Source organism: Ruegeria sp. AK4, from assembly GCF_056541025.1.
The window spans coordinates 262239-288193 of the sequence record NZ_JBQFXS010000002.1; the positions used below are offsets into that span (position 1 = coordinate 262239).

Here is a 25955-nt window from a genome sequence, read left to right on the forward strand (position 1 = left end):
ATTCTAGTCCAGCCAGAACACTAAATATGGGATTCATTCAAAATCGATCCTTAGTGAAGCCATGCGGCGGCCCCAATAAAGTCAAATTTGAAACGTCTAACCGTTCTCAAGTGTCCTGCGGTTGTGTTTGGTTGTGAGTTTGCGGGTCGTTTGCCCAGTTAAGAAACCGCAAAACGATTAGAACGGGCGAAAAGAAATGAGCCACAACCAGGCTGTCGGCGCAACGCACGACGAACCAAAAATCGAAGGACTGCAGCCAGGCGCAAAGCTGTTGCGCGGGCAGTACGAAATCCTCCGTTTTCTCAGCAATGGCGGTTTCGGAATTACCTATCTGGCACGTGACAGTCTGGAACGCGATGTCGTCATCAAGGAATGTTATCCAAGCGCCCTGTGCCGCCGCGTCGGCGATCTGGTCGAGCCGAACGATCCCGCCCACAAGGACGACCTGCGCTCGATCATCGACCTGTTCATTCAGGAAGCCCGCAACCACGCACGGCTGGTGCATCCCAATATCGTCGATGTCCATCAGGTGTTCGAAGACAATGATACCGCCTATATCGCGATGGACCTGATCCGCGGGTGCGACCTGCTGGACTATGTCGAGAACCCCGACAACGACGGCGGGCCGGACTTTATCGTTCAGGTCACGGAGAAGATGCTGTCGGCGGTTTCCTTCATCCACCAAAGCGGGATGCTGCATCGGGACATCTCGCCCGACAACATCCTTATCGACGAAAACGGCGACCCGGTCCTGATCGACTTTGGCGCCGCCCGCGAACAAGCGGCCAACAAGTCGGCGGCTTTGCTGACCTTGCGTGTCATCAAGGATGGGTATTCGCCGCACGAGTTCTACGTGCGCGGGTCCGAACAAGGCCCCAGCAGTGACCTCTATGTTCTGGCGGCCACGCTGTATCACGCCATCAGCGGCGAGCGCCCAATCGACGGTCAGACCCGCCTGAACGCGTTCAACAACAGTCAAGACGACCCCTATTCGCCGCTGGCCGGGCGTTTCGAAGGGTATCCCGAAGGGTTCCTTGAAGCGATCGACAAGGCGATGGAGGTGCATGCCACCGACCGTCTGCAATCGGCGCTGGACTGGCTGCGCATGTTCCGTGGCCCGGGCGTGATGTTCGACACCTTTGCCTATCGCCCGGTTTCCGTCATCGTGGGCATGGACCGTGAAGACAAGGAAGCGGAAAAGGCCCGGATCAAGGCTGAAAGCGAAAACGCAGAAGCTGTGGTCACGGCCCTGCTGGCCGGCAATTCCGATCTTGTTCGGGGTGCCGAGGACAAAAAAGACGAAGGTCTCGCGAAGCTCGCCCCGAAAGAAGAAGCCCCGGTTGCCGTAGACACCGTCGTGCAAAGCGGATCGGGCGGCAGCGGCAAGACCATCGTCGCCGCGGTGGTTGTTTTGGCGGCTCTTGCGGGTGGCGGCTATTTCCTGATGGAAAGCGGCCAGTTTGGCCCCGGTGCAGAGACCAAGACCGTTGCGGTGCAAACCCCTGCCACTCCGGCACCAGAAGAAACAGTGACAGCGGAGCCTGAAGCGCCCGCCCAAGATACAGAAATTTCTCCGGCGAAACCTGTCGAGCAGGCTCAGGCCGAAACTGCGGAACCGGCCACCACAGAAGTGGCCCCCGCAGAACCGGTGGTCGCCGAAACCGCAGAGGTCGCAGCGGAGCCCGAAGTGCCCGCTGCCCCTGCAGCCCCAGTTGACATGCTGGAAAATCAGGTCGCCTTTTCGCATTGGGACGTGGAAATCCCGTTTGCAACCTCGCGCCGTCGTGCCTCGACCGGGAACATCATTGCGGTGACGGGCCTTGAAGCCGAAACCGATATGACAGTTATCGGTGAATGGGTGCAGCGCGGTGTCGCGATCTTTACCCTGAACGGTGATCCGGTGCGGGCCGATGCCTCGCTAGCGGCGCAGGTTCTGGAAAACCTCATGGTTGACCCGGACGGCTATACCCGCGTGACGGCCCGGTATCGCCCGCTGGGCGAAACGCGCGCGCAGAACGGGCTGCTCGCCCTGCCCGCGATCCGGTCGGTTGGTCTTGAGAACGGGTATTCCTTCTTAATCCGGGGCACGGGGGAAACGGGGTGGAAACCCACTGTCACCGACGTTCCGTCCGAAACCGCCGGTACCCTGCAGCCGGGCGATGTCCTGCTGGGCGAAACCCAGACCGGCGCTGTGTTTGACGGGCCTGAAAGTTTGGATGCCGCGCTGGCCGGTCTAGTCACCGAAAATCATCCCGAAGCGCGTCTGACCGTGATGCGGAACGGGGCCGAAACAGATGCGGTCATGCAATTGGCGCAGGAGTAATCAGACCGGTTCGAAACAATCTGCCAGCGTGTGTTTGCTGAGGATGGCAACGTCCTGACGGGAACCGGACCGTCGCAGCCATTACAAGTTCCCTTTTGTTTTCAAGTTCGTAAGTGCCACTGCGCGAGTTGTGCAGCGGATTGTAGCAGCCCCAGGCACAGGTTTTCGTGCCGTCAGTTTAAAAAGGTGTCGACACCATGTTCAAATACAAAAGCCCTCTGAGCCGGCTTCTAGAAGGTGCCGGCAAAGCCAAAGAAGAAGCGCCGGAAGAAACCCCCGCCGTTGCCGAGGAAAAACAGGAACCCATCGCCGATTTCAACGCCCTGCGTGAGGCGCTGGCGGGCGGGAACATGACGTCTGACTCCTACGAGGAAACAGACGAGCTGATGCCTGAAGACAAGATGCCCGACTTCGCGCAAGACGAGGCCGAGGTCAGCGAGCAGGAAGAACCGGTCGAGGAATCGCTCTTTGCCGAAGAGCCGGCAGTAACCGATGAGGTCGAAGCTGAGACGCCGACCATTGAAGAGGAGCCCGAGGGTGAAACTGAGCAGGTCGTGACCCTGCTGCAGACACCCGAGGTTGAAGTTCAGGTCGCACCCGAAGACGTCGTGATTGTGGAACCCGAAGAGACGGTCGAGGTCGTGGCAGAGGTTCAGATGGAAACCCCCGAACCCCAACCCGAACCAGAGGTCCTAGTGACGCCGGAACCAGAGGTCGATGTAACTCCGGAACCGGAACAGCCCGTCCCCGCCCCGGTCGAAGATCGTCGTTCGCGTGTCAAAACCACCTTCCTGGGCTTTGAACGCGCCGACACCCATGTTCAGGACCTGATGGAAACCGCCGAACCGGTCGCCAAGGCCGAGGCCGCGCAGGAAACCTATCCGGTTGGCTGGCTGGTTGTCACCAGCGGTCCTGGCCGAGGCGCAAGCATCACCCTGACCGAAGGGCTGATGCAGATCGGGCGCAATGACGATCAGGCCATCCAGCTTGATTTCGGCGACACCGGTATTTCGCGCTCCAACCATGCCGTGATCGCCTATGACCCCGAGGATCGCAAATGCTATCTGGGCCATGGCGGCAAGGCCAACCTTGTACGGCTGAACGGCAAGCCCGTTCTCAGCACGGTCGCATTGGCCAGCGGCGATCTGATCCGCATCAGCGAAACCTCGATCCGGTTCACCGCCTTCTGTGACGACGGCTTTGACTGGCGGGATTCCTGATAGATGCTGGCGACCCCGGCATATGATATTGCGCTGATCCTGGATCAGGGTCAGCGCGACACGCAGGAAGATGCGGTTGCCGCGCATATGTATGACGCGGTGAATGCTGGCTACGTCGTTGTGGCCGACGGGATGGGCGGGCATGACGCGGGCGAGGTTGCCTCGGACATAGTGGTGTCGACATGGCGTGACGCGCTGGATGCGGAACTGGACGGTGATGAGCTGACCGAGTTCTCGGCCATTGACGCGCTGCCTCTGGCCGCGATGCAAGCCAATGCCGCGATTTCCAATCATAACGAGGCGAAAGGCGCCGGGTTCAACATGGGCTCCACCCTGCTGGGCACCCTGTTACTGGGGTCGCGGCTCTACTGGATTTCGATCGGAGACAGCCCGCTTTACCTTTTCCGCGAGGGCACGCTGACGCAGATCAACGAAGATCACTCGATGGCCCCGGTGATCGACGCCAAGGTCGCGCAGGGCGAGTTGACCGAGGCCGAAGCGCAAGCACATCCGGATCGCAACCAGCTGACCTCGGTCATCATGGGCGGGGCCATTCCCAAGGTGGACTGCCCCGAAGAGCCCCTGACGTTGACGCCCGCCGATATCCTCGTTCTGGGCAGTGACGGGCTGCAATACCTGGGCGATGCAGACATCCAATCCATCCTGCAGGAACACAAACAGGCGCTGGCGCAAGAGATTGCGGACGCGTTGCTGCAGGCGGTGCAGGCCAAGAACGATCCGGATCAGGACAACCTGTCCATCGCCGTCGTGAAACTGACAAGACCCTAAGAAGGCAAAGCAACAGGACCCATGAGAGCACAACTGATCATATCCAGCCTGGCCCTGGCAGCTGCAGCAGGCGCAGCTTCGGCCCAAGAGGCATGTTCGACCTACGAAATTCAGCGCGGCGACAGCCTGCGGGAACTGACAGTTCAGGTTTATGCGACCGAAGATTTTCGCATCATCTTTGACGCCAACCGCGATGTGATCGGCGCCAACCCGAATATCATTCGCGTCGGCGACGTGCTGACCCTGCCCTGCCTGGAAGAGGTCGGGCGCGCACCCGCCGAGCCCGAAACCGAAGCCGAACGTCTGGCATCTGAAATGGCGGCAGAACTGGTCCGCGCCGCTGAAGAGCGCGCCGAGAAAGCCATCGCCGAGGCCGAATCCCGTGTGGCAGAGGCTGAAGCAGAGGCTAAGAAAGCCAGCGAGGATGCGGTCATCGCCGCCAAGGCTGCGGCAAAAGAGGAAATCGAGGCCGCGCGCGTGGAAGCCGCAGCGTTGATCCGGGATGCCGATGCCGGAGAGCGGCCGGAAGTCCGGGATCGTCAGGTTCTGTTGATCACAGGCGGGAACTATGCCCCGTTCACGGATGAGGCGTTGCCGCATCGCGGGCTCTACACGCATCTGGTCGAAACGGCGCTTTTGCGCGCGGCCCCGGAACAGTCCTACAAGATCCAGTTCGTGAACGACTGGTCATCGCATCTGGACCTGCTGATGCCGACCCTGGCATTTGACGGCACTTTCCCCTGGTCACGCCCAAACTGTGAAGAGGCAGCGGCCTTGTCCGAAAGTGACCGGTCGCGCTGTGAAACCTACAACTTCTCGAACCCGTTCTACGAAGTTGTGGATACATTCTTCGCCCGCGACGGCTCGGGTTATGAGCAAACGCTGACCTATGCCGATTTCGCAGGCGCCACAATCTGCCGGCCCGAAGGGTGGTCGCTGTCGCATATGGATGCTGTCGGCCTTTACGAGCCTGTCATCACGCTGATGCGCCCGGTGTCCCCGGATGATTGCTTTCACGCAGTCATGGACGGCACCGCCGATATCGTCGCCGTCGAAGCGCATCTGGCCGTCGAGGCCATCGGGCGGCTGGGCTATGAACACCGCATCATCGAAAACCCCAACCTGGCGGCGATCAAGTCGCTTAACGTCATGACCCACAAAGACAATCCTGATGGCAAGGCGATCCTCGAGACGCTGAATCAGGGACTGGCGATCATGCAGCAATCCGGCGAGTGGCGCGACATCGTCTCGACCGCTCTTCGTCATCAAATGGAAAATGGCTAAGGCCCTGAACGGCCTGACACCCCAATAGTCTGGAGGACGTGAACATGTTTGATTTCAACCTTAAGAAAGTCGTGATGTCGGCCAGCGCCGTCACCGCCCTGAGCGCCGGAGCCGCCGTCGCGCAGGAAGCTTGTACGAACTATACCGTCGCGGATGGCGACACGATGGCCACCATCGCCATTGCGGCCTATGGCACATCGAACTACCAGCCGATCTTCAACGCGAACCGCAACGTCATCACCAACCCGAACGCGCTGGAACCCGGCCTGGTCCTGGCCCTGCCCTGTGCCGACGGCAGCCTGCCCAACGGTCAATCCGCGCAGGAAATTATCGCTGCCGAGGAACAGCGTGCGGCAAGCGTGAAACGCTCCAGCGTCTATCAGCCTCCGATCAAACTGGTGACGGGCAATGGCTGGGCCCCGTTCGCGGATGAATCGCTGAACGGTGGCGGGGCGATCACCCGTCTGGGCACCACCGCCCTGCAGCGCGGCGGCAACGCGCGCGACTATTCGGTCAGCTTCGTGGATGACTGGAACGCGCATCTGGAAACCCTGCTGCCGCTGGGCGCGTTCGACGTGTCGATGGCGTGGAACATGCCGGACTGCACCAACCGCACCTACGACTGGTCGTGGGAAACCGAAGTGCGCTGCACCCAGTTCGACTCGTCGGTTCCGGTCTACGATATCGTGGTCGGCTTCTACACCATTCCCGAAAGCGAATACGCCAACGCCACCACGTTTGAAGAACTGAAAGGCTCGACCATCTGCCGCATGGATGGCTGGTTCATCCACGACATGGAGCAGGAAGGCCTGATCAACGGCGATACGATGACCCTGATGCAGCCGATCACCGCGCGGGAGTGCCTGGATGCCGTTCTGACCGGTACAGCCGATGTCGCAACCTTCGAAGTTCAGCTGTTCTCGGACACCATGGTCGAGATGGGCCTGAACCAGAACGATCTGGTCGAGAACCCGTTTGTGACCTCGCTGTCCTCGCTGCGGTTCATCAGCCACCGCAGCAACCCGTTCGGCAAGCAATATCTGGCCATGCTGAACAAAGGCCTGAACGAGATGCGCGAATCCGGCGAATGGTACGCCATCGTTTCGGACACGCTGCGCGAACATAATGACAAATTGACGGCAGCTTCGAACTGATCCCTCGGTTCAGCTGATCAACTGGGCCGGTCCTGCGACCGGCCCTTTTTTGGCAACAGACTTCGATTTTCACGCCTCGTTTCAATGAACCGCGTACTCAATGACCGGCAAATAGGATACCGTCACAGCACGCAGTTTGATCTGAAGGACACTGGACGCTCATGAACCAGAGCACGGGAGATTTCATAAGCGACGTCTTGGTAACGCCTGAGCTGCAGGCGCTTGATATCGCTGTAATTCTGCCCTGTTACAATGAGGCTGTCGCCATCGGTGAAACCGTCACGCAGTTCCGGGCTGCGTTGCCCAATGCGACGATTTATGTGTTCGACAACAACTCGACAGATGGCTCGATCCGCGCGGCACAGGAAGCGGGCGCGATTGTCCGTACCGAGGCGCTGCAAGGCAAAGGGAATGTCGTGCGCCGGATGTTCGCGGATGTGGATGCGGATGTTTATGTCATGGCCGATGGCGATGCGACCTATGACAGTGCCGCCGCGCCGGATCTGGTCAAGATGCTGGTCTCTCAGAACCTCGACGTGGTGAACGGCGCGCGGGTGAACAAGGAAACACAGGCGTACAGGCCGGGGCACAAGTTCGGCAATGCTTTGTTTTCCGGGCTGGTGAAACTGTTCTTCAATAACAATATCGACGACCTGCTATCGGGCTATCGCGTTTTCAGCCGGCGATTTGTCAAAAGCTTTCCCGCCGCGTCGAACGGGTTCGAGATCGAAACCGAACTGACCGTTCACGCGATGCAGATGCGGATGCCGATCAGCGAGGTCGAAACAGATTACGTCTCGCGCCTGCCGGATTCGAATTCGAAACTGTCGACCTTCAAGGATGGCTGGCGCATTCTCAAGATGATCAGCCTGCTGATCAAAGAGGAAAAGCCAATGTCGTTTTTCCTGTCCCTTGCCCTGTTCATATTTGCCCCGTCGCTGCTGGTCTTCATCTCGCTCCTGACCGAGTTTTTTGAGACGGGCCTGGTGGAGCGGTTTCCGTCGCTCATCGTGGCGGCGTCAGGCTTTGTCGCGGCAATGCTTTCCGTGGTGTGCGCCCTGATTCTGGACTCGCTGGCGCGGGGCCGCCGGGAAACCCGGCGCCTGTCTTACCTGCAATATCCGGGCGTGGCCCGGGTGCTGGAGTTGAAAACCAAAACCTGAAGTTTCAGGTCCGGGTTGGCCCTTGGGCAGTGCTCGAAACAGTAAATGGCCAGCACCCAAAATGCTGGCCATTTCTTCTGAGTGAGTGGTAGTGCCGAACGGCGCCACCGGTAGTTATCTCTGGTTGCTCCCAATTTACCAGGACGAGGCCGCGACGGGTACTAGGGGAATCCCGTAAGTTTCGCAGTTTTTTGGGTGTGGGCGCGAGAAAGTGTTTCTTTTTCGCAGTTTGACCGAACAACCACTGGTGCTAACACGCTATATGTTCAGGCAAATGGCCGCGCGGCCATTTCTGACCGTCGCCCGGTATCAGTGATTTTGCTGGGGATGAAGTGGCCCGCGCCGTGTTGGCGCGGGCCGATGGTTTTAGTCGATGATCGCGTTCAGGGTCGCGCTGGGACGCATGACCGCTGCGGCCTTGGCAGGGTCTGTGTGGTAGTACCCGCCCAGATCAGCAGCACCACCCTGAGCTGCCGCCAGTTCTGACAGGATCTGCTCTTCCTTCGCCGCCAGTTCCTGCGCAAGCGGCGCGAATTCGGCGGCCAGTTCCGCGTCGTCCGTCTGGGCGGCCAGAGCCTCGGCCCAGTAGCGGGCGAACCAGTAGTGGCTGTCGCGGTTGTCGGGCTGACCGACCTTGCGGCTGGGCGACCGGTTGTTGTCCAGAATCCCCTGCGTTGCGGCCTCGGCTGCGGACCCAAGAACACCCGCTTTGGCGTTGCCCTTGCTGTCGGCGAGGAAGTTCAGCGATTCACCCAAAGCGCAGAACTCACCCATCGAATCCCAGCGCAGGTGGTTTTCTTCGACCAGCTGCTGCACGTGTTTCGGGGCAGAACCGCCAGCGCCGGTTTCGAACAGACCACCACCGTTCATCAGTTTCACAATCGACAGCATCTTGGCCGAAGTGCCCAGTTCCAGGATCGGAAACAGGTCGGTCAGGTAATCGCGCAGCACGTTGCCGGTGATCGCAATCGAGTCCTTGCCTGCGGTGATGGTTTCCAACGACTGCCGGGTTGCCTCACGCGGGGCCATGATCAGGAACTTGTCGGCAACGCCTGCGGCCTCAAGCGCCGGTTTCACGTATTTGATCAGTTCCGCGTCATGGGCACGGTTGGCGTCCAGCCAGAAGATCGCTTCGGACCCGGTCAGGCGCTGACGGTCCATTGCCAGTTGAATCCAATTCTCGATCGGGGCCTTCTTCACGGTGCAGGACCGCCAGATATCGCCCTGCTCGACCTCATGCGAATGCAGCACCTCGCCATTGGCCAGAACGATGCGGATCGTGCCGTCGGCGGGGGCCTGGAACGTGGTCGGGTGAGACCCGTATTCCTCGGCCTTCTGCGCCATCAGGCCCACATTGGCGACGGCCCCGGCAGTGGCCGGGTTCAGCGCGCCATTGGCTTTGAAGAACTTGATCGCCTCGTCATAGACGGGCGCATAGCAACGGTCGGGGATCACACAGTTGGTGTCGCCCTTGGCACCGGTCTCATCCCAGCCCTTACCGCCTGCGCGGATCACGGCGGGCATCGAGGCGTCGATGATCACATCCGACGGAACGTGCAGGTTGGTGATGCCTTTGTCGCTGTCGACCATATACATGGAGGGACGGTCGGCTTTGATCGCATCAATTGCCGCCATAATGTCGGCGTTGTCCTTCACACGCTCCAGCAGGTCTCCGAGCCCTGAGTTTGGGTTCACGCCCAAGGCATCCAGTTCTGCGCCGAACTTGTCGAAAACCGGGGCCAGCCACGCCTTAACCGCATAGCCGAAGATGATCGGGTCGGAGACCTTCATCATCGTCGCCTTCATGTGCAGCGAGAACATGGTGCCGTCTGCCTTGGTGTCCTCGATGGCTTCGGTCAGAAACGCCGACAGGGCCTTGACCGACATGAAGGTCGCATCGGCCACCGTGCCTTCCTCCAGCGGCCAGGCGTCTTTCAGAACGGTCACGCTTCCATCCTTGCCGACAAATTCGATCCTTGCGTCCCCGGCCTGCGCGGCGGTGATGGTGGCCGATTTTTCGTTCGCGTAGAAATCGTTACCGGGCATCGACGATACTTTGGTCTTGCTGTCCGAGGACCACTCGCCCATCGAATGCGGGTTCTTCTGAGCATAGTTTTTCACTGCCCGCGCCGCACGGCGGTCGCTGTTGCCCTCACGCAGAACCGGGTTCACGGCCGAGCCCTTGATGGCATCATACCGCGCTCGGATCGCCTTTTCTTCGTCGGTCGAGGGCTCTTCGGGGTAGTTCGGAATGTTGTAGCCCTGCGACTGCAGCTCTTCGATGGCCGCCACAAGCTGCGGGACCGAGGCCGAGATGTTCGGCAGTTTGATCACGTTGGCATCGGGTGTCTTCACCAGCTCACCCAAAGCAGCCAGATCGTCGGTGATGCGCTGATCATCGGTCAGGTTCTCTGGGAAGGTCGCGAGGATGCGGCCTGCAAGCGAAATATCCTTGGTCCCAACGCTCACCCCTGCTGCCGAGGCAAACTTGCGAATGATGGGCAGGAACGAAGCGCTGGCCAGTTCGGGCGCTTCGTCTACAATGGTATACAATACGTCGAAGTTCGATTTATCTGCCATATTCTTTTACCTTTTTTAAGCCTTTCAGGGGCGAACGATCCAAGAGTTGGGGCCACAGCATCGCGGCGCGGGAGGGGCAAACCAATCTTATCGCCCCTGGGTGACTCTGTTTTGACAGGGCCTCCCTTAAATCAGGTTCGGGTTGAAATCAATCGTTGGAGGGCGCGCGTTTTGCCACGGGTTGGTTAGAACCTTCGGCTCTCAACGATCAACTGGACTTAGGACCCAGTTTCGAGAACCCCATTTTTTGTTCCAGGTGACGGATGTGGTCACTAATTGCCTGATCGATGTGTTCCGCCGAGCCTGCGCGCGCGTGTTTGGAAACTGGCACGCCGTCGCGTTCAATTATATCCAGAACAAGCTTTTGTGCGTGGTGTCCGCCGTTGTTCAGAAAACTTTGGTATTCTGCTCGCGCGAGGCCTACTTTGCCTAAAGCCGCATAGGCGTGGCTTCGGAAAATCCATTCTGTGTTCTGTCCGGTTATTATGTAGAAAAAAAAATGGGCAATTGTATCTCTGAGAACACCTCTTCTACGTGAAGGGAGTTTATTGCTCTCTTCCGCGTAACGTCTGACGTATTTGATTCCTTCATTTTCATTGCCGAGCTTCATGTGGATCATTGCAAACAGAAAGAGGTCGTTGGTCGGATCTGGCTTTATGCTTGTGCTCAACTCGGCCGCCCGCAAGGCTCTCTCTGGATCAAAGCCTAAGAGTAGTTCGTGATAAACACGACCTTCGTGGGGCCAAGCCTGATCCGCCCAACGAATTTCGGCGGCAGCTAACGAGGTCTCATACTCCTCCCGGGGGAAGTTCGCATAAAGCAAATCCAGATATTTGAGACCAGCATCATGATTGTCTGGGTCAGTTTCCAAGACTTGCTCATAGCCCCGCTTTGCAGCGTCCAACTCGCCCAGCAAAAAGTGCATCTTTGCCTTATTAAACAAAACATATATGTCGTTGGGGTCTATGTTTGCAGCCGCATTGATGTCAGCCATGGCACCAGACTTGTCTCCCAAGGCGTTCTGCGAAACCGCACGTTCCACCAAGGAATGTGAGTCTTCTGGGTTTATCGCCAAGGCTCGGTTTGCGTCAGCAAGGGCAAACTCATGCTTGCCATAAATATTGAGCGCGACGGCACGTTCCGCAAAATAGGTTTGCCGCTCTTCTTCAGATGCGTCCTCCCGTTCCAATAGTGCTGTGCATGCGACAATCACTTTTGAAGCCGTGCCGTCATTTTGGCATGTGGAGACCAATTCAGAGTGCTCGGTTTCAGGTTTCGGCGCATTAAGCAGCAAAACCAACGTCGCAGCGACAATAATCAGCGCAGCAATACGGACGTGCATTCAATCTCCTATGTGTCAGCAATACACACCTTAAAGTGGTATCCACCCGCTAACACACAAGAGCCCGCCGCCTCGACAAATCGCCAAAGATGCAGCAAGGTTACAGTGGTTTACCGGAACCGCATCCCCGTCTCGGGATCGAACACCATTGCACGTTCCGGCTGTACCGAGATACCGATGCGCTCACCGTTCGTACTGCGCTGGTCGTCGCGTTCCTCAACGATCAGCTTGTCGCCATTGGGTGTCAGCAGATACGTATAGGACACACCGCCAAGCGCCTCGGTCAGGTCTACCGTGCAGGTATCGGCCGCGCGGTCGATCAGTATATGTTCCGGGCGCATGCCCAGTGTCAGCTTGTTCAGACCGGGTGGGACATTGGCCGAAACGGGCAAGGGTTGGCTCAGCGCCGGGTGGGTCACGTGGCCGTCGGCATAATCACACTCAAGGAAGTTCATCGCCGGCGACCCGATGAACCCGGCAACAAAACGGTTGTCGGGGTCGCGGTACAGGTCCATGGGCGCGCCAACCTGTTCGATCCGGCCATCGCGCAGCACGACGATCTTGTCGGCCATGGTCATCGCTTCGACCTGATCGTGGGTCACGTAGATCATGGTCGCGCCGATCTCCTGATGCAGGCGCGCGATTTCCACCCGCATCTCGACGCGAAGTTCGGCGTCGAGGTTGGACAGCGGCTCGTCGAACAGGAACACCTCGGGGCCGCGAACGATGGCCCGGCCGATGGCGACACGCTGGCGCTGACCGCCGGACAAGGCCTTGGGTTTGCGCTTCAGGTACTGGTCCAGCTTCAGGATATTCGACGCTTCCTGCACCTTCGTGTCGATCTCGGACTTCGCCACGCCGTTCATGCGCAAGCCAAAGCCCATATTCTCGGCGACCGTCATATGCGGATACAGAGCGTAGGTCTGGAACACCATCGCAACACCGCGCTTGGCGGGGTCCATATGGGTCACATCGCGGGCGCCGATGCGAATCTCACCCTCCGAGGTTTCTTCCAGACCCGCGATCATGCGCAGCAAGGTGGATTTACCACATCCCGAGGGGCCGACGAAGACGCAGAACTCACCATCCTCGATCTGCAGGTCAATGCCGTGGATGACCTGGGTCTGGCCATACCGTTTGATCGCCTGATTCAGTGTTACACCTGTCATGTCGCTTGCATCCTGTTGTTTCTGGCGTTTCGGCGGTTCTCGGGGAACTGCCATGTTTGGGCTTCGGTCCCGATCTGTTCAGCCACGTGGCGAACCAGCGGAACCCATGATTCCAGTTGTTTCAGATCTATGCGTTCGGTGGATCCGGTCACCGAAATCCCGCCCAGCATCCGGCCGCCCGAGGTCAGAATCGGGAAGGCGATACAGATAATTCCGGGCTCGTGTTCTTCGTCATCGACGGCATATCCGCGGCTGCGAATAAGGCTGAGATCGTCCCGAAGCGCCTGTTCCGAGGTCAGGGTCTTGTCGGTAAACCGATGGAAGCTCTGCTGCGAGACCGCCTTGTTCAGCGCCTCATCGTCCAGATAGGCCATCATCGCCTTGCCTACCCCGGTGCAATAGGCCGGGCCGACCTTTCCGGCCTGCGAATACATCTCGACCGGCTGCGCGGCGTTGCGTTTGTCGACATAGAGGACCTGACTGGAGTCAAGCTGCGCCAGGTGAACCGTCTCACCTGTCTTGCGGCTGAGCGCGTCAAGGAACGGCCGCGCGATGGGTGCCAGCGAGCTTTGCGTCCACGCCGCATGGGCCAGCCGCACCAGACGCATACCGGGCGCATAGGTTTGCCGGTCCGCATCGTATGACAGCATGCCCTGATTGGTCAGGGATTGCAGAAACCGATACAGCGTCGCCTTGGGGAAACTGCTGCTATCCAGCAATTCCGCAAAACGAACCGGGCGTTGAAACGCCGCCACCTGATCCAGCACATCACATGCTTTGCCTATTGTTCCGTCACCTGCCACGGGTGCCTGATCTCCTCCACTTACCCGGTGGCCGAGCCACGTGGGTCTTGACAACGCTAACCGATTCGATGTGTAGTTTTCAATATGTAAAACACGGTTTCACTATTTGGAACCAAAAATGGAAGCTTCTAGGGAGGAAACCATGCATTCCATGTTCAAGCGCACGACGGCGGCGCTGGTTGCCAGTGTCGCACTTGCTGCGCCTGTTGCCGCCGAGTTGACCGGCGAACTGAGAATTTTCCTTGATACATCGAACCCGGCGCCCCGCGCGACGATGGAAGCGATGATCGAGCGCTTTGCGGCACAGCATCCGGGGCTGGAGATCGAAACGACGGTGATCGACCGCGAGGCTTACAAGACGCAGATCCGTAACTTCCTGACAGCAGACACGCCGGACGTCGCCAACTGGTATGCTGCAAACCGCATGAAACCCTATGTCGAGGCGGGCCTGTTCGAGGACGTCTCCGACCTTTGGGAAGAACCCGAGATCGCCGAGAATCTGGCATCGACCAAGGGCGCGATGACGCTTGATGGCAAGCAGTGGGGTGTACCCTACACCTACTATCAGTGGGGCGTTTACTACCGCAAAGATATCTTCGACGAGCTGGGTCTGACCGAGCCGACCACTTGGGAAGAAGAGCTGGCAAACTGCCAGAAGATCGTCGATTCCGGGCGCACCTGCTACACGATCGGCACGCGGAACTATTGGACCGCCGGCGGCTGGTTCGACTATCTGAACATGCGCACCAACGGGTTTGATTTCCACAATCAGCTGGCAAATGGCGAAGTCAGTTGGGAAGATGACAGGGTCAAGCAGACCTTTGCGAACTGGAAACAACTCCTCGATATGGGCGCGTTCCCCGACGACCACACGGCGCGTAGCTGGCAGGAATCCCTTCCTCTCATAGTTCAGGGCGACGCCGCAGCCATCTTGCTGGGCAACTTTGCCGTGGCGCCCCTTCGCGACGCTGGTCTGAGCGATGATCAACTGGACTTCTATCAGTTCGTCGCGATCAACCCGGATGTCGAACTGGCCGAAGATGCGCCAACCGACACGTTCCACATCCCGGCAAATGCAACGAACAAAGAAGCTGCGCGTGAATTCTTGCGCCATGTGGTTTCTGCCGAGGAGCAGACCGAGATCAACAATGGCGCGAACCTTGGTCAGTTGCCGGTGAACGCCCAATCGTCGGTGGATAACGACAAGTTCCTGCAGCAGGGCTTTGAAATGCTGTCCACCAACAGCCCCGGCGGTATTGCCCAGTTCTGGGATCGCGATGCACCGGCTGAAATGGCGAAAGTGTCCATGGAAGGGTTCCAGGAATTCATGGTCAAGCCAGACGATCTGGACCGGATTCTGGCCAAACTGGAACGCGCTCGCGGGCGTATCTACGACAATTGAGCAAAGTTGCTGACCGGGCATCCATCCGGTTGGCATCAAACAGACAAATTGTGAGGCGGGTGTTTTCTCGCCTCATCCACCTCACAACGTGAGTATACAAATGACTGTTGCAGCCGAAGTCCCACAACAGGAAAGCTGGTTCCACAGGAACCAACAACGCATCGCCCCTTGGCTGTTTCTGGCCCCCGGTCTTTTGTTCTTTTCTGTTTATGTGATCATCCCTTTGTTCGAATCCATAAACCTGTCCTTTTATGAATGGGACGGGCTGGGTGCGGCGGAATATGTAGGCGTACGCAACTACGAGGACCTCTATTGGGAATGGGTTGATCGGGATGCGTTTTATGTTTCGCTTAAGAACAACCTGATCTGGTTGATCCTGTATCTCGCAGCGATCCCAGCGGGGCTGTTCATCGCCCTGTTCCTGAACCAGACGGTTTGGGGCATCCGGCTTTACAAGTCGTTGTTTTTCTTTCCCTTCGTCATCTCTCAGGTCGTCGTTGGCCTCGTGTTTACGTGGTTCTATGACCCGACCTTTGGCCTGCTGAACGAGTTCCTCGGCCTCTTTGGCCTTGGCCCGATTAACGTGCTGGGCGACGAGCGTTATGTCACCTACGGCATCATCTTTGCCGGCCTCTGGCCGCAAACCGCCTATTGCATGATCCTCTACCTCACCGGCCTGAACGCCGTGGACCCGGAACAGATCGAGGCCGGACGTCTGGACGGCGCAAAAGGCGCGCGGATGCTGTGGCACATCATCCTGCCGCAGCTGCGCCCGGCCACCTTCATCGCCTTTGTTGTCACCATCATCGGCGCGCTGCGGTCCTTCGACCTGATCTCGATCATGACGCAAGGCGGTCCGTTCGGCTCATCCCGCGTGCTGGCCTATTACATGTTCGAGGTCGCGCTGTCCGAATACGGGTTCCGCATGGGATATGGCGCCGCCATCGCCGTGATCCTGTTCCTGATCATGCTCTGCTTCATCGCCTACTTCCTGTGGTCGATGTACCGCGAAGAAAGGGGGCACTGAGATGTTTCCCAAACCCATCGAAAAACAGCCCCGCGCGGCACAGATCACCTATCAGGCCATGCTGCCGCTTGCCCTGCTGCTGTGGCTGGGACCCTTGCTGGCGGTCGCCCTGTTCTCGGTCAAACCGGCGGCGGATTTCACCAACGCGAATTACTGGGGCATGCCGTCCAGCTTTGAAGGCGCGTTCAACTACGGGCAGGTGTTCTTCAACTCGGACATGCCGCGCTATCTGCTGAACTCGTTCCTGATCACCGTACCGACCGTTATCGGTGCCGTGGCGCTAAGCTGCATGACCGGTTTCGCGCTGGGGATCTACAAGTTCAAATCGAACCTCTGGATCTTTTTCATGTTCGTGGCGGGCAACTTCGTGCCCTTCCAGATTCTGATGGTGCCTGTACGCGACCTGACCTTGGAACTGGGTCTCTACAACACCAAAACCGGCCTCGTGCTGTTCCATATCGCCTTCCAGACGGGCTTCTGCACGCTCTTCATGCGCAACTTCATCCGCGCCCTGCCCTTCGAACTGATCGAGGCCGCACGGGTCGAGGGCATCAGCGAGGTCCGCATCTTCTGGTACGTGGTCCTGCCGCTAATGAAACCCGCGATTGCAGCGCTGAGCGTACTGATCTTCACCTTCATCTGGAACGACTATTTCTGGGCCGTCGTCCTGACGCAAGGCGCCGAAAGCCAGCCTGTCACCGCCGGGATCACCAGCTTCAACGCGCAATTCCGCGCCGCCTATCAATTGATGAGTGCCGGCTCCATCGTCGCGGCCCTGCCGCCGGTGGCCATGTTCTTCCTGATGCAGAAACACTTCATCGCGGGCCTGACCCTCGGGGCAGTAAAATAATGATAAGAACATGGTCGCTTCACGATGAGCGACAATCGCTGGTGCTTGCGGCCCATCGCGAGCATCTTCCCGAGGTTGTGTATTTTGGCCCCCGGCTTCCCGAGGGCGAAAACACCGAAACCCTGTTCAGAACCTATGGTCTGGACGTCACCGGAGGCATGCTGGATGCCAACCCGGAACTGTCCATTTGCCCCGAAGCCACCCGCAGCTTTCCGGGACAGCCCGGGCTGATCATCCGGGACGGTGACGGCACGCCGATCCTGCCGAAATTCTGCTATGAAAGCGAGGATGTCGGCACCAACCATCTGACCCTGACATTTCGGGATGAAACACACAGGATCACCTATCAGGCGTCCTTTTCGATCGACCGGAAAACCCACATCATCGAGGCCCGCGCAACCCTCGAGGCAGACCGACCGGTTCTGTTGCACTGGCTGTCTGCCCCGGTCTTTCCGGCACCGCAATTGTCGGATGAACTGATCGACTTTGCCGGGCGGTGGTGCGGCGAGTTCCAGATGAACACGACCCCCTGGTCGCCGGGCATCCGGTATCGGGAAAACCGAACAGGGCGCACCGGACACGAGCACTTCCCCGGCCTGATTGTTCCCGTGCGCGGCGCGACCAATGCACAAGGCCAAGCCTATGGCTTTCACTATGGCTGGTCCGGCGGGCATCGGATGGTTGCTGAAGAACTGCCGGACGGGCGCCGTCAGATTCAGTTCGGGCACGCCGCGCGCATGGAACGCGAAGCATCGACGCGGTTTGAAACCGCGCCGCTTTACGCCGTGTTCTCCGCCGACGGGATCAACGGATGCGCAGTTGCATTTCAACGCCATGTGCGGGACCGCGTTGTCGCCTTCCCCAAGCCGGACCGCGCCCGCCCGGTTCACTACAATTGCTGGGAAGCCGTCTATTTCAATCACAATCTGCCGGAACTGAAGGATATCGCCGAACGCGCCGCATCCCTTGGGGCCGAGCGCTTTGTTCTGGATGACGGCTGGTTCGGACAACGCGATGACGACACGTCATCGCTCAGCGATTGGGAAGTGGATCGGCGGAAATATCCCGATGGGCTGGACCCGTTGATCAAACATGTCCACGCACTGGGAATGACCTTTGGACTCTGGTTCGAGCCCGAGATGATCAACCCGGACAGCAGCATTCACAGGGCCCATCCCGAATGGGCGCTGGGGAGCGAGGACCAGATTCTGGGTCGTGCGCAAAAGGCGCTGAACATGGCGCTGCCCGAAGTGCGTGACTTTTTGTATGACCGAATGGCTGCGATCCTTTCGGAATACGAGATCGACTATATAAAATGGGATCACAACCGGGTTCTTCCGATGCCGGACGCCGACCAGACTCGCGGATCTTATGCGCTGATCGACCGGCTGCGGCGAGATTTTCCGCATACAGAAATCGAAAGCTGCGCCAGCGGCGGTGGACGCATCGACTTCGGTATTCTCAAGCGCACGCAACGGGTGTGGCTCAGCGACAGCAACGACGCGCTGGAACGGCTGCGCATACAGCACAACGCTGCGATTTTCCTGCCCATGGCCGTCACTGGCAGCCATGTCGGACCACGTGTCTGCCACACGTCGGGCCGCCTGCTGGACATCCGGTTCCGGGCATGGGTCGCAGCGCAGCGCCACATGGGGTTCGAGATGGACCCACGCGAACTTGCCGAGGACGAAGAAACCGTCTTGCGCGAGGTGACGCAATGGTGGAAAGACAACCGCGACTGGCTGTATTATGCGGATATCCTGCGGCTCGACAGCCCGGACCCGTCCGTTGTCGCGGAACAGCAGCAAACCAGCGACGGATCGCGTTTTGTCGTCTTTGCCGGAAAGCTCGACACCTCACCGCAGATCGCGCCGCGCCCGCTGCGCCTGACACGGCTTGAGGCGAACGCGCAATACCATGTCGCATTGCGCAATACGGCTGAGGCACCTGCAACCCTGTCGCGCGGCAACCCCGCGCTGAAACAGGGACCGATAACCGTAAGCGGCCAGTATCTGATGAGCCATGGCTTGTCGCTGCCGTGGAGCTTCCCACAGTCGATGTGGGTCATTGAAGGCTATAAACTATGACACAGAAACGCCGATCACAGCACTGGTACGGAAAACTCGACAAGGATGGGTTCATCCATCGCTCGTGGATGAAGAACCAGGGCTTTCCCGATCACGCCTTTGACGGGCGTCCCATCATCGGCATCTGCAACACATGGTCGGAACTGACCCCCTGCAATTCGGGCCTGCGCGATCTGGCCGAGGGTGTGAAACGCGGCGTGTGGGAGGCCGGAGGCTTCCCGGTCGAATTCCCCGTCATGTCGCTGGGCGAAACCCAGATGAAACCCACCGCCATGCTGTTCCGCAACCTGCTGGCAATGGATGTCGAGGAATCGATCCGCGCCTATGGCATCGACGGCGTCGTGCTGCTGGGCGGGTGTGACAAGACCACGCCCGGTCAGTTGATGGGCGCGGCCTCGGTCGATCTGCCCTCCATCGTGGTCAGTTCCGGTCCGATGCTGAACGGCAAGTTCAAGGGTAAGGATATCGGCTCGGGCACCGATGTCTGGAAGTTCTCGGAAGAGGTCCGTGCGGGCGAAATGACCCTGCAGGATTTCATGAATGCCGAATCCGGCATGTCGCGCAGCGCGGGCGTCTGCATGACGATGGGGACCGCGTCCACGATGGCCTCACTGGTCGAGGCGATGGGCATGTCCCTGCCCACCAACGCCGCCCTTCCGGCGGTGGATGCCCGCCGCATGGCGCTGGCGCATCTGACCGGCAAACGCATTGTTGAGATGGTGGACGAAAACCTCAAACCCTCGGACATTCTGACGAAAGAAGCATTCGAGAACGCTATACTGGCCAATGCCGCCGTCGGTGGTTCGACCAACGCGGCTGTGCATCTGCTGGCGCTGGCAGGCCGTGTCGGGGTCGACCTTACCCTGAAGGATTTCGAAATCGGATCGGAAATCCCGCTGCTGGTGAACTGCATGCCCTCGGGCAAATACCTGATGGAGGATTTCTGCTACGCAGGCGGTGTGCCGGTCGTTCTGAACGAACTCAAACCCTTTCTGCGTCCGGCGAAAACGGTGCTGAACAAGGATATCTCGGCCCATTTCGAAGGGGCCGAGTGCTATAACACCGACGTCATCCGCCCCTTTGATGATCCCGTCAAACCCGCCGCAGGCCTGCGCGTGCTGCGTGGTAACCTTGCGCCGAACGGTGCCATCGTGAAGCCCTCGGCGGCGACGGATGAGTTGCTGGAAACCGAGGCCGAGGCCTATGTTTTTGAAAACATCGAGGACCTCAAGGCCAATATCGATCGCGACGATCTGCCGGTGACGGCCCAGACCATTCTGGTTCTCAAGGGCTGCGGCCCCAAGGGCTATCCGGGCATGCCCGAGGTCGGCAACATGCCGATCCCGGCCAAGCTGGTGCAGGAAGGCGTACGCGACATGATCCGGATTTCGGACGCGCGCATGTCGGGTACCGCCTACGGCACCGTCATCCTGCATGTCAGTCCCGAGGCGCAGGCGGGCGGCACGCTGGCGCTGGTGAAAACCGGCGACCGCATTCGGGTCTCGGCCAGCAAGGGCGAGTTGGAACTGCTGGTGGATGAAGCCGAGCTTGCAACCCGCCGCGCCGCGTGGCAACCGGACGATCCGCATTACACCCGCGGTTATGCCAGACTTTATATCGACCACGTGTTGCAGGCCGATCAGGGTGCCGACCTTGATTTCCTTGTCGGCAAAGACACCCGCCTTGTGACCAGAGAGAGCCACTGATGGACCAACCCGCCACATTCCACGACCTGAACGGAGCCTCTGTCTACATTACCGGCGGCGGCTCGGGCGTTGGTGCCGCGCTGACCGACGGGTTCATGGCCCAGGGTGCCAATGTCGCCTTTATCGGCCGGTCCGATGCAAGCGATTTTGTCGAACAGATGCACGACAAACACGGCCGCGCGCCGCTGTTCCTGCAAGGCGACATGACCGATACCGAATTGCTGCATGCCACCATGGCCAAGGCATCTGAGGCGCATGGCCCGATCAAAGTGCTGGTCAACAACGCCGCCAATGACAAGCGGCACTCGCTGGAAGAAACCACGACCCAGTTCTGGGACTGGATGATCGAGGTCAACCTCAAGGCCTATTACTTCGCCTGTCAGGAGGCCGCCCGGCAGATGAAAGACGGCGGCGCGATCATCAATTTCAGTTCGATCAGCTATATGATGGGGAACGCGGGCTATCCGATCTACACAACCTCGAACGCGGGGATCACCGGCATGACCCGCTCACTGGCGCGTGAGTTGGGACCGCAAAAGATCCGCGTCAACGCGCTTGCCCCGGGCTGGGTTCTGACGCAGAAACAACTGGATATGTGGGCCACGCCCGAGGATCTGGCCGCGCATCTGGATCGTCAGTGCCTGAAAGAGCATCTGACGCCCGAGGACATGATTGCCCCGACGCTTTTCCTGGCGTCCGAGGCCAGCCGCGCGATGACAGGTCAGTGCATGGCCGTCGACGGCGGCGTTGTGGTGACGGGGTGAGCCGATGAACGTGGAATGGATCGCTGTCGATTGGGGGACCTCGCACCTGCGCGCCTGGGCGATGCAGGGCGATACAGTGGTGGATCAGGCGCAATCGGATCGCGGGATGGGCCGGTTGGCCAAGGGCGAATTTCAGGCGGCGTTGATGGATCTGGCCGAAGGCTGGCTGGGAAGCTCTCCGGTGGATGTCATTGCCTGCGGCATGGTGGGCGCGCGACAGGGTTGGGTCGAGGCTCCGTACAGCGCGGTTCCGTCCCCGCCAGTCCCGGATGCGCCGATCCGCGTGCCAGCCACCGACCCGCGCATCCGCGCCTTTGTGGTGCCGGGTCTGAAACAGGTCACGCCGCCGGATGTCATGCGCGGTGAGGAGACCCAGATAGCCGGTTTTCTGGCCGCGCGTCAGAACTGGGATGGCGTCCTCTGCCTGCCCGGAACCCATACGAAATGGGTGCAGGTCAGCGCGGGTGAGGTCGTCAGTTTCCGCACCTTCATGACTGGTGAGATGTTCGAACTGCTGCGCAAGCAATCGGTTCTGAAGCACTCGGTGGCCGAGGGGTGGGACGATGCCGCCTTTGCCGAAGCCGTCGCTGATGCATTGTCGAAACCCGAGCAGCTGGCGGCACGATTGTTTTCGCTAAGGGCCGCCGATTTGCTGGAAGGTCAGGACAAAGGCATCGCCAGTGCCCGCCTTTCCGGAACGCTGATCGGTGCAGAACTGGCCGCCGCGCGTGCCTATTGGCTGGGCCAGCAACTGGCCATCATCGGGTCGGACACGGTCGCGAAAATCTACGCGCAGGCACTGCGTCAACAGGGTGCGTTTGTCGACACCGCGAACGCAACGCAAACCACATTGGCCGGTCTGGCACTGGCCCGAAACCTGACGAGGCAGACCGCATGAGACGTCCCATCATCGCCATCCTGCGCGGAGTGCAACCGTCCGAAGCCGAAGCGGTCGGTCAGGCCATCATCGACGCAGGCATCGACCAGATCGAGGTGCCCCTGAACTCGCCGGACCCGTTGCGCAGCATTGGCCTGATGGCCGACGCTTTTGGCGACCGCGCACTTGTAGGCGCTGGCACGGTGCTGACGCCGGAACAAGTTGAAGATGTCGCGCGGGTTGGCGGCAAACTGATCGTCTCTCCCAACTATGACGCCGAGGTGATCACCCGCACGGTCGCGCTTAACCTGCAAAGCTGGCCGGGTATTTATTCCCCGACCGAGGCGTTCGCTGCGCTGAAAGCCGGTGCAACCGGCCTGAAACTGTTCCCCGGTGTCATGGCCGGGCCGGCGGGCCTTGCCGCCCTGCGTCCGGTGCTGCCCGAAGGCACGCTTGTCTTTGCCGTCGGCGGAGCTGGTCCCGAGAATTTCGGGCAGTGGATCAAAGCCGGGGCCGATGGGTTCGGCATCGGTTCGGCCCTCTACAAACCCGGCATGAGTGTTGCGGACATTGCGGAGCGGGCGGCCAAAATCGTCGCCGCCTATGATGAGTCGGTGGGATGAGCTCTGTTTTTGACGACCGTCCTTGCGAACTGGGCGAGGGCCCCTTGTGGCATCCCGAACGGCAGCAGCTATTCTGGTTCGATATCATAAACAAGCGCCTGATGACGCAAGAGGGCGACGCCCCAAAACACTGGGATTTCGACGAACATGTCTCGGCTGCTGGCTGGGTTGATCGCGACACCTTGCTGATCGCGTCTGAAACCGGTCTCTGGCGGTTCGATCTGACGATAGGGCGGAAAGAACTGGTTGCGTCGCTTGAGGCTGACAACCCGGTCACGCGTACCAATGACGGGCGCGCTGACCCGTGGGGCGGGTTCTGGATCGGGACGATGGGCAAACAGGCTGAATCCGGCGCGGGCGCGATCTATCGGTTCTGGCGCGGAGAATTTCGACGTCTGGTGCCGGATGTAACGATCTCGAACGCGATCTGTTTCGCGCCGGACCGGTCCTGTGCCTATTTCAGCGATACGGCAAGGCAACAGGTCATGCGCCAGCCGCTGAACCCTGAAACCGGCTGGCCCGAGGGCGAAAGTGCCGTCTTTCTGGATTTGCGCGCTGACGGGCTGCACCCTGATGGCGCTGTGGTTGACGCGGCGGGCAACATCTGGATCGCGCAATGGGGTGCAAGCCGGGTGGCTGTTTACGACCAGACCGGAGTGTTTCAGAACGCCATCCCGGTTGACGCCGCGCATACCTCCTGCCCGGCTTTCGGCGGCGACAATCTGACCACGCTGTTCTGCACAACGGCCCGTCAGGGGCTGGGTGCGGAACATATCGAAGCCCAACCCTCGAACGGAATGACCTTTGCTGCATCCAATGCCGGGCAAGGTCAGGCGGAACACAGAGTCATCTTATGAAGCCGGAACTTGGCGTTTGCTACTACCCTGAACACTGGCCCGAAGCAATGTGGGCCGAGGATGCCGCGCGCATGGTCGAAACCGGCCTGACATGGGTCAGGATCGGAGAGTTTGGCTGGAGCCGGATGGAACCCACACCGGGCGACCTGTGCTTTGACTGGCTGGATCGCGCGATTGAGACGCTGGGCGCGGCGGGCCTGAACGTGGTGCTTGGTACGCCCACCGCGACGCCTCCGCGCTGGATGTTGGACAAGTATCCGGACATGCTGGCCGTTGATGCGAATGGCAATCCGCGCAAGTTCGGCTCGCGCCGACATTATTGCTTTAGCCATCAGGGGTATATCGCCGAATGCGCGCGGATCGCGCGGATCATGGGCGAACGTTATGGCCGCAACCCGCATGTGGCCGCATGGCAGATCGACAACGAATATGCTTGCCACGAGACAACTGTCAGCTATAGCCAACCCGCCCTGCAGGCCTTTCGCAGATGGCTTGCCAAGCAATACGGCACCGTCGATGCGCTGAACGAGGCGTGGGGCAATGTGTTCTGGTCAATGGAATACAATGATTTCGCCCAGATCGACCTGCCGAACCTGACCGTGACCGAGCCCAGCCCGGCCCATGTGCTGGCGTTCCGGCGCTTCAGTTCGGATCAGGTGGTGGCGTTCAACAAGGCGCAGGTGGATGTTCTGCGTCCGTTGACCGATGCGCCGCTCTTGCACAACTACATGGGTCGCGTGCTGGAGTTCGACCATTTTGCGGTCGGCGCGGATCTGGATATCGCCACGTGGGACAGCTATCCGATCGGGTTCCTGTCCGATCGGCTCGAGGCGGATGAGGATCACAAGACTGCCTTTCTGCAACAGGGCGACCCGGATATGCAGGCCTTCCACCACGACCTTTACCGCGCCGTTGGGCGTGGCCGTTGGTGGGTGATGGAACAGCAGCCGGGTCCAGTGAACTGGGCCCCCTACAATCCGGCCCCCCTGCCCGGCATGGTTCGGTTGTGGTCGCTTGAGGCGGTGGCGCACGGGGCCGAAGTGGTCAGCTATTTCCGCTGGCGGCAAGCCCCATTCGCGCAGGAACAGATGCATGCGGGTCTGCTGGCACCTAACAACCGCGCGGCACCGGGCCTGTCGGAAGCACGGCAAACAGCGGATGATTTGGGGGGTCTGGGGGCGGTAAAACCCGGGAAAGCCAAGGTTGCGATCCTGTTCGACTATGCCTCGGACTGGGCCTGGGCGACGCAGCCGCAAGGGGCCGGGTTTGACTATTTCCGGCTTGTATTCTCAACCTACCGCGCGTTGCGCCGCGCCGGGCTGTCGGTGGATTTCGTCCCGCCGACGAACATACCGGCGGGCGGGTATAAACTGATACTCGCGCCCGGGCTGGCAACGCTGGAGGACGATCTGGCGCAACGGCTGATTGATGGCTGTGACCTCGCAATCCTCGGTCCCAGAACAGGAGCGATCACGCGGGATTTCCAAATCCCGCGACAGGGTCGTCCCGGCCTGAGTGGTCTGGACTGCGACGTCGATCTGGTCGAGACCCTGCCCCCAGATATCACCCGCCCGGTCCAAGGCGACGGCGCGGCGCAGCATTGGATCGACCGTGTGTCAGGTGATGCGCCGGATCTGTTGTCATTTGCGGACGGGACTGCCGCGCTCAAGGGCATGGATGGTGTCTGGTATCTGGCAGGTTTCCCGGATGAAACCCTTTGGGACCGTGTCGTCGCCATGGCGGCGCAGGAAACCGGACTGGATCTGCACCCTATGCCCAATGGGCTGCGGCGCCGGGAAACGGCGGATCATGAGTTCCTGATCAACTACAATGCCGATCCTGTCGAGTGGAACGGCCACACAATCCAGGGTTGCGATGTTGCCATCCTGAACCGCACCCCGCCCGGACCGGCCTGAGGCCAATCCGGGCGGGTCC

General features: G+C 59.7%; 20 protein-coding genes. 16 read left to right on the forward strand and 4 right to left on the reverse strand.

Annotated features, from left to right (window positions below):
* The first annotated feature begins 196 nt into the window (after positions 1-196).
* From ACR0EZ_RS05145 to ACR0EZ_RS05170, 6 genes are all read left to right on the forward strand, one after another.
* Positions 197-2323: a serine/threonine-protein kinase gene (locus ACR0EZ_RS05145; RefSeq protein ID WP_480611554.1), complete on the forward strand. Its 2127-nt coding sequence runs from the start codon at positions 197-199 to the stop codon at positions 2321-2323.
* Positions 2324-2520: 197 nt separating this feature from the next.
* Positions 2521-3543, forward strand: a complete 1023-nt coding sequence (locus tag ACR0EZ_RS05150) for an FHA domain-containing protein (protein WP_480611555.1) — start codon at positions 2521-2523, stop codon at positions 3541-3543.
* Positions 3544-3546: 3 nt separating this feature from the next.
* Positions 3547-4332 (forward strand): PP2C family protein-serine/threonine phosphatase, encoded by a 786-nt coding sequence (locus ACR0EZ_RS05155; RefSeq protein ID WP_480611556.1) that lies wholly within the window; start codon positions 3547-3549, stop codon positions 4330-4332.
* Between the two features lie 21 nt (positions 4333-4353).
* Entirely contained in the window at positions 4354-5616 is a 1263-nt protein-coding gene (locus ACR0EZ_RS05160) for a type 2 periplasmic-binding domain-containing protein (protein WP_480611557.1), read from the forward strand.
* Between the two features lie 44 nt (positions 5617-5660).
* Entirely contained in the window at positions 5661-6770 is a 1110-nt protein-coding gene (locus tag ACR0EZ_RS05165; RefSeq protein ID WP_480611558.1) for a peptidoglycan-binding protein LysM, read from the forward strand.
* A 161-nt stretch (positions 6771-6931) separates the two neighbouring features.
* Entirely contained in the window at positions 6932-7933 is a 1002-nt protein-coding gene (locus ACR0EZ_RS05170; protein WP_480611559.1) for a glycosyltransferase family 2 protein, read from the forward strand.
* Positions 7934-8299: 366 nt separating this feature from the next.
* Here the strand turns inward: ACR0EZ_RS05170 and ACR0EZ_RS05175 are convergent, their stop codons facing one another.
* From ACR0EZ_RS05175 to ACR0EZ_RS05190, 4 genes are all read right to left on the reverse strand, one after another.
* The gene (locus tag ACR0EZ_RS05175; protein WP_480611560.1) at positions 8300-10513 is read right to left on the reverse strand and encodes an NADP-dependent isocitrate dehydrogenase; all 2214 of its coding nucleotides are present in this window, start codon (positions 10511-10513) and stop codon (positions 8300-8302) included.
* A 208-nt stretch (positions 10514-10721) separates the two neighbouring features.
* Positions 10722-11855 carry a tetratricopeptide repeat protein gene (locus ACR0EZ_RS05180; protein ID WP_480611561.1) on the reverse strand — a complete coding sequence of 378 codons (1134 nt, stop codon included), beginning with the start codon at positions 11853-11855 and terminating at the stop codon, positions 10722-10724.
* Between the two features lie 110 nt (positions 11856-11965).
* Positions 11966-13024: an ABC transporter ATP-binding protein gene (locus tag ACR0EZ_RS05185; RefSeq protein WP_480611562.1), complete on the reverse strand. Its 1059-nt coding sequence runs from the start codon at positions 13022-13024 to the stop codon at positions 11966-11968.
* Complete coding sequence (locus tag ACR0EZ_RS05190) at positions 13021-13827, reverse strand: IclR family transcriptional regulator (protein WP_480611563.1); 807 nt, start codon at positions 13825-13827, stop codon at positions 13021-13023. The genes ACR0EZ_RS05185 and ACR0EZ_RS05190 overlap by 4 nt, the downstream gene beginning before the upstream one ends.
* Before the next feature lie 142 nt (positions 13828-13969).
* Here ACR0EZ_RS05190 and ACR0EZ_RS05195 point away from each other — a divergent pair, with 142 nt between their 5' ends.
* From ACR0EZ_RS05195 to ACR0EZ_RS05240, 10 genes are all read left to right on the forward strand, one after another.
* Positions 13970-15229: an ABC transporter substrate-binding protein gene (locus tag ACR0EZ_RS05195; protein ID WP_480611564.1), complete on the forward strand. Its 1260-nt coding sequence runs from the start codon at positions 13970-13972 to the stop codon at positions 15227-15229.
* A gap of 100 nt (positions 15230-15329) precedes the next feature.
* Positions 15330-16256 carry a carbohydrate ABC transporter permease gene (locus tag ACR0EZ_RS05200; RefSeq protein WP_480611565.1) on the forward strand — a complete coding sequence of 309 codons (927 nt, stop codon included), beginning with the start codon at positions 15330-15332 and terminating at the stop codon, positions 16254-16256.
* Position 16257: 1 nt separating this feature from the next.
* The gene (locus ACR0EZ_RS05205; protein WP_480611566.1) at positions 16258-17106 is read left to right on the forward strand and encodes a carbohydrate ABC transporter permease; all 849 of its coding nucleotides are present in this window, start codon (positions 16258-16260) and stop codon (positions 17104-17106) included.
* The gene (locus ACR0EZ_RS05210) at positions 17106-19193 is read left to right on the forward strand and encodes an alpha-galactosidase (RefSeq protein WP_480611567.1); all 2088 of its coding nucleotides are present in this window, start codon (positions 17106-17108) and stop codon (positions 19191-19193) included. Before ACR0EZ_RS05205 ends, ACR0EZ_RS05210 begins: the two co-directional genes overlap by 1 nt.
* Positions 19190-20899 carry an IlvD/Edd family dehydratase gene (locus ACR0EZ_RS05215; RefSeq protein WP_480611568.1) on the forward strand — a complete coding sequence of 570 codons (1710 nt, stop codon included), beginning with the start codon at positions 19190-19192 and terminating at the stop codon, positions 20897-20899. Before ACR0EZ_RS05210 ends, ACR0EZ_RS05215 begins: the two co-directional genes overlap by 4 nt.
* Entirely contained in the window at positions 20899-21663 is a 765-nt protein-coding gene (locus ACR0EZ_RS05220) for an SDR family NAD(P)-dependent oxidoreductase (RefSeq protein ID WP_480611569.1), read from the forward strand. The genes ACR0EZ_RS05215 and ACR0EZ_RS05220 overlap by 1 nt, the downstream gene beginning before the upstream one ends.
* Positions 21664-21667: 4 nt before the next feature.
* The gene (locus ACR0EZ_RS05225; RefSeq protein WP_480611570.1) at positions 21668-22561 is read left to right on the forward strand and encodes a 2-dehydro-3-deoxygalactonokinase; all 894 of its coding nucleotides are present in this window, start codon (positions 21668-21670) and stop codon (positions 22559-22561) included.
* Positions 22558-23163 carry a 2-dehydro-3-deoxy-6-phosphogalactonate aldolase gene (locus ACR0EZ_RS05230; protein WP_480611571.1) on the forward strand — a complete coding sequence of 202 codons (606 nt, stop codon included), beginning with the start codon at positions 22558-22560 and terminating at the stop codon, positions 23161-23163. Before ACR0EZ_RS05225 ends, ACR0EZ_RS05230 begins: the two co-directional genes overlap by 4 nt.
* Positions 23160-24020 carry an SMP-30/gluconolactonase/LRE family protein gene (locus ACR0EZ_RS05235; RefSeq protein ID WP_480611572.1) on the forward strand — a complete coding sequence of 287 codons (861 nt, stop codon included), beginning with the start codon at positions 23160-23162 and terminating at the stop codon, positions 24018-24020. The genes ACR0EZ_RS05230 and ACR0EZ_RS05235 overlap by 4 nt, the downstream gene beginning before the upstream one ends.
* Positions 24017-25936, forward strand: a complete 1920-nt coding sequence (locus tag ACR0EZ_RS05240; protein ID WP_480611573.1) for a beta-galactosidase — start codon at positions 24017-24019, stop codon at positions 25934-25936. Before ACR0EZ_RS05235 ends, ACR0EZ_RS05240 begins: the two co-directional genes overlap by 4 nt.
* The last annotated feature ends 19 nt before the right edge of the window (positions 25937-25955 follow it).

Excerpts from the sequence above, each read along its gene's own strand:
- ACR0EZ_RS05230 (WP_480611571.1), top strand. The coding sequence starts at position 22,558 with ATGAGACGTCCCATCATCGCCATCCTGCGCGGAGTGCAACCGTCCGAA.
- ACR0EZ_RS05185 (WP_480611562.1), bottom strand. The coding sequence starts at position 13,024 with ATGACAGGTGTAACACTGAATCAGGCGATCAAACGGTATGGCCAGACC.
- ACR0EZ_RS05145 (WP_480611554.1), top strand. The coding sequence starts at position 197 with ATGAGCCACAACCAGGCTGTCGGCGCAACGCACGACGAACCAAAAATC.
- ACR0EZ_RS05215 (WP_480611568.1), top strand. The coding sequence starts at position 19,190 with ATGACACAGAAACGCCGATCACAGCACTGGTACGGAAAACTCGACAAG.
- ACR0EZ_RS05160 (WP_480611557.1), top strand. The coding sequence starts at position 4,354 with ATGAGAGCACAACTGATCATATCCAGCCTGGCCCTGGCAGCTGCAGCA.
- ACR0EZ_RS05170 (WP_480611559.1), top strand. The coding sequence starts at position 6,932 with ATGAACCAGAGCACGGGAGATTTCATAAGCGACGTCTTGGTAACGCCT.
- ACR0EZ_RS05205 (WP_480611566.1), top strand. The coding sequence starts at position 16,258 with ATGTTTCCCAAACCCATCGAAAAACAGCCCCGCGCGGCACAGATCACC.
- ACR0EZ_RS05225 (WP_480611570.1), top strand. The coding sequence starts at position 21,668 with ATGAACGTGGAATGGATCGCTGTCGATTGGGGGACCTCGCACCTGCGC.
- ACR0EZ_RS05150 (WP_480611555.1), top strand. The coding sequence starts at position 2,521 with ATGTTCAAATACAAAAGCCCTCTGAGCCGGCTTCTAGAAGGTGCCGGC.
- ACR0EZ_RS05175 (WP_480611560.1), bottom strand. The coding sequence starts at position 10,513 with ATGGCAGATAAATCGAACTTCGACGTATTGTATACCATTGTAGACGAA.
- ACR0EZ_RS05165 (WP_480611558.1), top strand. The coding sequence starts at position 5,661 with ATGTTTGATTTCAACCTTAAGAAAGTCGTGATGTCGGCCAGCGCCGTC.
- ACR0EZ_RS05155 (WP_480611556.1), top strand. The coding sequence starts at position 3,547 with ATGCTGGCGACCCCGGCATATGATATTGCGCTGATCCTGGATCAGGGT.
- ACR0EZ_RS05220 (WP_480611569.1), top strand. The coding sequence starts at position 20,899 with ATGGACCAACCCGCCACATTCCACGACCTGAACGGAGCCTCTGTCTAC.
- ACR0EZ_RS05200 (WP_480611565.1), top strand. The coding sequence starts at position 15,330 with ATGACTGTTGCAGCCGAAGTCCCACAACAGGAAAGCTGGTTCCACAGG.
- ACR0EZ_RS05210 (WP_480611567.1), top strand. The coding sequence starts at position 17,106 with ATGATAAGAACATGGTCGCTTCACGATGAGCGACAATCGCTGGTGCTT.
- ACR0EZ_RS05195 (WP_480611564.1), top strand. The coding sequence starts at position 13,970 with ATGCATTCCATGTTCAAGCGCACGACGGCGGCGCTGGTTGCCAGTGTC.
- ACR0EZ_RS05235 (WP_480611572.1), top strand. The coding sequence starts at position 23,160 with ATGAGCTCTGTTTTTGACGACCGTCCTTGCGAACTGGGCGAGGGCCCC.
- ACR0EZ_RS05240 (WP_480611573.1), top strand. The coding sequence starts at position 24,017 with ATGAAGCCGGAACTTGGCGTTTGCTACTACCCTGAACACTGGCCCGAA.
- ACR0EZ_RS05180 (WP_480611561.1), bottom strand. The coding sequence starts at position 11,855 with ATGCACGTCCGTATTGCTGCGCTGATTATTGTCGCTGCGACGTTGGTT.